The organism is Arthrobacter endolithicus, assembly GCF_026627425.1.
Taxonomy (GTDB): domain Bacteria; phylum Actinomycetota; class Actinomycetes; order Actinomycetales; family Micrococcaceae; genus Arthrobacter_M.
Map to the genome: position 1 here is coordinate 63,108 of NZ_JAPNLH010000018.1, position 6,360 is coordinate 69,467.

The window sequence follows — 6,360 nt, forward strand, 5'->3', positions numbered from 1 at the left end:
GGACAGTTTCGGAGCGAGTGAAGCATGAACCAGTGTGGTGAGAGCCAGCCGGCCGGCGTAAAGAGATCGCTGGTCCACGGCTCGTCCGTCGCGGGCACCGCAGCCTGGGTCTGAGTCCAAAAATGACTGTCCCGAAAGGACTGAAGCCTACATGGCCAAGATCATTGCATTCGATGAAGAGGCACGCCGCGGTCTGGAGCGCGGATTGAACATCCTCGCCGACGCCGTCAAGGTCACGCTCGGCCCGCGCGGCCGCAACGTCGTGCTCGAAAAGAAGTGGGGCGCTCCAACGATCACTAACGATGGTGTTTCCATCGCCAAGGAGATCGAGCTGGACGACCCGTACGAGAAGATCGGCGCAGAGCTGGTCAAGGAAGTTGCCAAGAAGACGGACGACGTCGCCGGAGACGGTACGACGACGGCTACCGTTCTGGCGCAGGCTCTGGTTAAGGAAGGCCTGCGGAACGTCGCGGCCGGAGCCGACCCGCTGAGCCTCAAGCGCGGAATCGAGAAGGCTGTCGAAGCCGTTATCGCCGAATTGCTCTCCTCTGCCAAGGAAATCGAGACCAAGGAACAGATCGCCGCTACCGCGTCCATCTCGGCCGGGGATCCTGAAATCGGTGCCCTGATTGCTGAGGCGCTGGATAAGGTTGGCAAGGAAGGTGTCATCACCGTCGAGGAGTCCAACACGTTTGGGCTGGAGCTGGAGCTCACCGAGGGGATGCGCTTCGACAAGGGCTACATCTCCGCGTACTTCGTCACCGACGCAGAACGCCAGGAAACGGTCCTCGAAGACCCGTATATCCTGATCGCCAACTCCAAGATCACCAACGTGAAGGATCTCGTTGCCGTTCTGGAGAAGGTCATGCAGTCCTCCAAGCCGCTGCTGATCATCGCCGAGGACATTGAGGGCGAGGCCTTGGCCACGTTGATCGTGAACAAGATCCGCGGAACCTTCAAGTCCGTTGCCGTCAAGGCTCCGGGCTTCGGTGACCGTCGCAAGGCTCAGTTGGCGGACATTGCCATCCTGACCGGCGGACAGGTCATCGCCGAAGAGGTCGGCCTCAAGCTGGAGAACACCACCCTCGAACTGCTCGGTAGTGCCCGCAAGGTAGTCGTCACCAAGGACGAGACCACCATCGTCGAAGGTGCCGGCGATGCCGATGCCATCGCCGGCCGGGTTGCCCAGATCCGTGCCGAGATTGAAAACTCCGATTCGGATTACGACCGCGAGAAGCTGCAGGAGCGTCTGGCCAAGCTGGCTGGCGGAGTTGCAGTCATCAAGGCCGGAGCCGCAACTGAGGTCGAGCTCAAGGAACGTAAGCACCGCATCGAAGATGCAGTGCGTAACGCCAAGGCAGCTGTCGAAGAAGGCATCGTCCCCGGCGGCGGCGTCGCGCTGATTCAGGCTGGGGTCAAGGCATTTGCTAACCTTAACCTCTCAGGGGACGAAGCAACCGGTGCAAACATCGTCCGCGTTGCCATTGACGCGCCGCTGAAGCAGATCGCATTCAACGCGGGCATGGAGCCCGGCGTCGTTGTCGAGAAGGTCCGCGGCCTGCCCGTCGGCCATGGCCTCAACGCTGCAACCGGCGTCTACGAGGACCTGCTGCTGGCCGGCATCAACGACCCGGTAAAGGTGACCCGCTCTGCTCTGCAGAACGCCGCCTCCATTGCCGGTCTGTTCCTGACCACCGAAGCTGTTGTGGCCGACAAGCCGCAGAAGTCGGCTCCGGCCGGCGGTGGCGGAGACGACATGGGTGGAATGGGCGGAATGGGCGGCTTCTAGCCACTCTGGCCTCACTAGACGCAAAAGCGTCTTTGCCCCGCGGGCAGTAAGATTCCGAAAAAAGAGCCCGGAATCCACCCCTGCTACAGGCAAAGGCGCTTTTGCGTCTTTAAAGGTGCTGCGCAGGGCGCGCCAGCAACGCCTTAGAGACACACCTGACGAAGTGGTGGCGGTGTCGAGGACAGGGACTAACGTCAAAAGCATCTGCGGCGCGGTCGATGCTTGGGTTGTCCGGCTGGAGTGCCGGGGAATGAAAGTATGGACACATGACGATTGTTGCTGCCGCAGATGGATCCGCCCTTGGAAATCCCGGACCGGCCGGATGGGCTTGGTACGTGGACGATACCTGTTGGCGCGCCGGCGGATGGCCCCACGGCACCAACAATCAAGGCGAACTGATGGCCGTACTGGACCTCTTCCGGTCCACGGAGCACGTTCGGGAGGAGCACCTGCGCATCCTTTGCGACAGCCAGTACGTCATCAACTGCATCACCAAGTGGATGGCAGGGTGGAAGCGGAAGGGGTGGCGCAAAGCCGACGGCAAACCGGTATTGAACGTGGAGCTGCTGAAGGACATCGACGCGGCAATCGTTGGTCGGGACTACAGCTTCGAATGGGTGAAGGGCCATGCCGGGCATGACCTGAACGAAGCGGCGGATGTTCGTGCGCGTGCCGTGGCAATCGCCTACCAATCGCGAAAGCCGGTGCCGGCGGGTCCGGGCTATCCCGGCGCCGTCGCGACGGATATGGATGCTGCGCCGAAGGCCAAAGCTGTCAAGGCTGCTGAGGATGTCATCGAGGCTGCGGCGCCCGTTTGGACGAATTCATTTTTGGATGCCGAACCTGACCTGTTCTCCGTTCTGGGGGAAGACCACACCTCGGAAGACGGTGCTGTGGAAGATGATTTTGTCCCGCTCACTACCTCCGTCCGGGATCATATTGTGACCCTTGAACAGGAGCTAATGCGACCGGATATCCGCCGTGACGCCAGCCGTGTCGCTGTACTCCTGCACCCCGATTTTGAAGAGTTCGGCGTGTCGGGACGAATGTGGAACCGCGATGCGATGCTCGGCGCCATCGGCGTTGACACTGAACCCAACCCAGATATGGATGTGCTTAACCTGGATCTGCTTGATGACGCCACGGCTTTGCTGACCTACCGGACGACCGACCGCCGGGGCTCAGCGCTGCGCAGCTCGCTGTGGCGGCAGGTCGGTGGCCGGTGGCGGCTCCGTTTCCATCAAGGCACCCCCGAGGCATAAAGCCCTTCCGGGCGCCTTGCGTCGAATCAGCCGGCGAATAGGCGCGTGTTGGCCGCTTCCGCCTCGGCGTACTGAGTTGCGGCCATGGCGAGGGCTCGGTTGATGCTCTCCAGCGAGGCTTCAACCCGGAGCTGAGTGCTCCGCCAATCCGTGAGCAGCAATTGAAAATTACTGGCTGCGGCTCCGGTCCAGCTTGACTGCAGATCCAGCAGGTTGCGTTGCATGGCGTCCACCTCCGATCGGATCTGGTCAATGGAGCCTTTCACGGCCTGGCTTTTGAGCGAAAGATCGTCACTGTTGACGTGGAATTCGGCCATTTTGGGTATCTCCTAAAGATTGAGCGTTAGCCTAATAACTCGAGGCTAAAAGCCCATGCTTCCCGTCGCCAGCGGCAGCAGCACAAGTGTGAATGGCTGTCTGTGTCACGCATCGGTGGAGGAATAGCCAGCCTCGTTGGCCTGAATCTGATGGTATGAAGTTTGTTCGTCGCCTTCATCAGAGTCGTCGGGAGGCTGGAACGGGAGGGAGACCACCAGCGTGGCGCCGCCGCCAGGGGTTGGTTCCAACCGGACCGTCCCATCGTGTGCGGCAATCAGGGCGGAGACTATGGCCAGGCCCAATCCGCTCCCGCCGGTGTCCCGGTTGCGTGAAGAATCAGCGCGGTAAAAGCGTTCGAAGATCCGCGGGGCTTCTTCCTCCGAGATGCCCGGTCCGTGGTCGCGTACCTCCAGCACCGAGCGCCTCCCGCCGTCCGCTTCGGTGACACCAACGGCAATTTCCACCGGGCTGCCCTCAGGGGTGTAGCGGAGGCAGTTGCCCATTAGATTGGCCACCACCTGGCGCAGTTTGGCTTCGTCCCCGCTGGCGGGCGCACTGGTGCCCGGGCCGCCGTCGAGCCCTACGACTTTAATCTCCCGGTTAGGGGCCGCGGCCCGAGCATCAATCACGGAGTCGTGCCCGAACAGCAGCAGGTCTACGGGTTTGCGCTGCAGCGGACGCTGCTCGTCGATTCTGGCCAGCATCAACAGGTCCTCCACCAGCTCGCCCATCCGCTTGGCCTCGCTCTCGATCCGTCCCATCGCGGTCGTCACGTCTTCAGAGCTCTGCAGGGCCCCGTGGCGGTAAAGCTCGGAGAAGCCGCGGATGGTCACCAGCGGGGTACGGAGCTCATGCGAGGCATCGGCAACAAAGCGGCGCATTCGCCGTTCGGAAACGGTCCGGGCAGCGAAAGCGGATTCGATGTGCGCCAGCATGGCGTTCAACGAACCCGACAGGCGGCCGACTTCCGTGGCGGGATTTTCGATTTCCACACGACGGGACAAGTCACCCGCGGCGATTGCAGCCGCGGTCTTTTCCACCCGCGAGAGCGGCAGGAACGATCTCGTCACCGTCCAGCGGGCGATCACGATTCCCAGGGCCACCGCCAGCAACGCCACGCCCGCAATCACCGTGGCCAGCCGTTCCATAGTGTTGTTCAGATCCGTGTAGGGAAGCCCGACGACGACGTAACCGGCAAAATTGGTGGAGGCGCCGGTTCCATTCTGACTCCTAATGTTGGCCGGAGAAACGATGATGATGCGCCAGGGATCGGCGCCGTTTGTGCCGCTAACCGTGAAGGGGTGGTCCGCCAGTTTGTTAGCCTCCGGCAGCGTATAGGGGTCAAGTACCGGATCATTTTTCCCCTGCCGGTTTTCGATGAAGACCCTGCCGTCCGGGTAGGAGAAGCGGACGAAATACTCGAATCCTAAGGGTGAACTGCCATTGGTGTCGGAGGCGCTGATCCCGGCCTGTGCAATCGAGCTCTGGAAGGTTTTCAGCTGGTTGTCCATCTGCTCCTGCAAGAAGGAGCGGAGCAGAACATACGTGGCGCCTCCGAGCGCCAGCAGCGACACCACCAGCAGAGCGCTGATGATCGCCACCAGCTGAGTACGCAGCGAGGCGTTCTTCCAAGTGCGGATCACGGAAGGACCCGCTAGCGCTTTTCGGACGTCCGCAGCACGTAACCCACGCCGCGTTTGGTTTGGATCAGCGCCGGAGAGTCTGGGTCCGTATCGACCTTGCGTCGCAGGTAAGAGATGTAGGACTCCACAATGGACGCATCGCCGTTAAAATCGTATTCCCAGACGTGATCGAGGATCTGGGCCTTGGACAGAACCCGGTTGGGGTTGAGCATCAGGTAGCGCAGCAGCTTGAATTCGGTCGGCGAGAGCTCGATCGAACGCCCCCCGCGGCGAACCTCATGTGCGTCGTCGTCGAGCTCCAGATCATCTACCCGGATGACGGCATCGTCGTCCTCTGTGGGCTGGGTGCGCCGCAGGACCGCGCGGATTCGTGCTACCACCTCATCGAGGCTGAATGGCTTTGTGACATAGTCGTCTCCGCCCACTGTCAGTCCGGTGACCTTGTCTTCTGTGTCGTCCCGTGCGGTGAGAAAAAGGACGGGAAAATGCCTGCCGGCAGCGCGCAGCCGTCGCGTAACAGTGAAGCCGTCCATGTCCGGCAGCATAACATCCAGTACCGCCAGATCCGGGTTGTGCTCTTCGGCGGCTGCGAGTGCCTCGCGGCCGTTTCCCGCTGCGATCACCTCAAAACCTGCGAAGCGCAGGGAGGTGGACAGTAGTTCGCGGATATTCGGCTCGTCGTCAACTACAAGGAGCTTCGCTTCTGGTCCGGTCTTTTTCACTCTTTCAGTCTCCGACTAGTTGCTGGGAATTAGCTGGACGTACCTTGTGAGCGCACTGTCAGCTCACCCCCAGCTGGCGCGTGGCACACTCTCAGTGAATCCGTAGGCAACATAAGTGGGCTGCCGGCCGGACGTTTTCCCACCGCAGCCCAGGTGGGTCGGGGACAAAAGGCTCCCGGATGTCAGAACCGCAGCCAGCAGAGCCGGTGAATTCATCCGGGGATCAGTGCCAGGGCGGCGGAGCTGATTTTTGCGGCAGCGCCCATAGTGGGACGGATCGGCTCATCCGTGCGTTGGCGTTTGATGGTCAAGATGGCGATCAACCGGCGTGATAACTGGTTGGAGGGACATCTGGTCCAGATTGGGCAAGGCATGGCTCAATCTGTGCCGGGCCTCGGTGACTATTAGCCCGGCGGCCGTGATTGTCGTGTCGCTGACCTGGATGCTCGCGTTGCCCTGCAGTCGGTGGCCTATCCAACGCAGCTGGAGCGTGGGGACTGAATGGACACCGGGGGTGCCAGCCAGGGCTGCCTCCGCTCGGTCCAGCAGCTCGGGTTCAATCCCGTCCATCAGTCGCCGGCCGATGCTTCGCACCGTCCCCCACAGCAAAACGATGATCGCGGCCG

General features: G+C 61.5%; 5 protein-coding genes and 1 pseudogene. 2 read left to right on the plus strand and 4 right to left on the minus strand.

The window, feature by feature from the left end; all coding sequences use genetic code 11:
* The first annotated feature begins 151 nt into the window (after positions 1-151).
* Positions 152-1,789, plus strand: a complete 1,638-nt coding sequence (groL, locus tag OS914_RS14735; RefSeq protein ID WP_267546816.1) for a chaperonin GroEL — start codon at positions 152-154, stop codon at positions 1,787-1,789.
* 266 nt (positions 1,790-2,055) lie between these two features.
* Positions 2,056-3,051, plus strand: a complete 996-nt coding sequence (locus tag OS914_RS14740) for a ribonuclease HI family protein (protein ID WP_267546817.1) — start codon at positions 2,056-2,058, stop codon at positions 3,049-3,051.
* A gap of 26 nt (positions 3,052-3,077) precedes the next feature.
* Here the strand turns inward: OS914_RS14740 and OS914_RS14745 are convergent, their stop codons facing one another.
* The 4 genes and pseudogenes from OS914_RS14745 to OS914_RS14760 form a co-directional block, all read right to left on the minus strand.
* Entirely contained in the window at positions 3,078-3,368 is a 291-nt protein-coding gene (locus OS914_RS14745) for a WXG100 family type VII secretion target (RefSeq protein WP_267546818.1), read from the minus strand.
* A gap of 105 nt (positions 3,369-3,473) precedes the next feature.
* Entirely contained in the window at positions 3,474-5,012 is a 1,539-nt protein-coding gene (locus tag OS914_RS14750) for a sensor histidine kinase (RefSeq protein ID WP_267546819.1), read from the minus strand.
* A gap of 11 nt (positions 5,013-5,023) precedes the next feature.
* Positions 5,024-5,734, minus strand: a complete 711-nt coding sequence (locus tag OS914_RS14755; protein ID WP_267546820.1) for a response regulator transcription factor — start codon at positions 5,732-5,734, stop codon at positions 5,024-5,026.
* A gap of 282 nt (positions 5,735-6,016) precedes the next feature.
* Positions 6,017-6,360 (minus strand): annotated as a pseudogene (locus OS914_RS14760) (cation diffusion facilitator family transporter); the annotation flags it as partial.

Coding starts and splice junctions, on each gene's coding strand:
- groL (WP_267546816.1), top strand. CDS start 152: ATGGCCAAGATCATTGCATTCGATGAAGAGGCACGCCGCGGTCTGGAG.
- OS914_RS14740 (WP_267546817.1), top strand. CDS start 2,056: ATGACGATTGTTGCTGCCGCAGATGGATCCGCCCTTGGAAATCCCGGA.
- OS914_RS14745 (WP_267546818.1), bottom strand. CDS start 3,368: ATGGCCGAATTCCACGTCAACAGTGACGATCTTTCGCTCAAAAGCCAG.